We start from the raw sequence: 266 nt of genomic DNA on the forward strand, positions 1-266 counted from the left end.
GTTCATCTGCTGCATCAGGCTATGCCTATGGTAATTATTATGGCGCCGGTGCAGGTGTTTCTGCGCGCTCGGCCAGTCATAATAATTCGGGTAAATCTGCATCTTCGAGCAGTTATAATGCCAGTGAATCGGCTAAATATAGTCAATCTGAACGCCAAAATGATATTCAAAGCTTTGTGAAGTATGTGGAATATCAAACACCCAGTACCAAAGCTGAACGTGATAACCAAACCTTAAATGCCATAGCGGGTTCCGCATCGCGTTAC

General features: G+C 44.4%; 1 protein-coding gene. It reads left to right on the forward strand.

The genetic code is table 11. The features are described 5' to 3' along the window. The coding region (locus tag KVT38_RS33780; protein ID WP_217598086.1) for a hypothetical protein at positions 1-266 on the forward strand (266 nt) is incomplete at both ends.

Origin of the sequence: Cohnella sp. GbtcB17 (genome assembly GCF_019091135.1) — a bacterium.
Taxonomy (GTDB): Bacteria; Bacillota; Bacilli; order Paenibacillales; family Paenibacillaceae; genus Cohnella.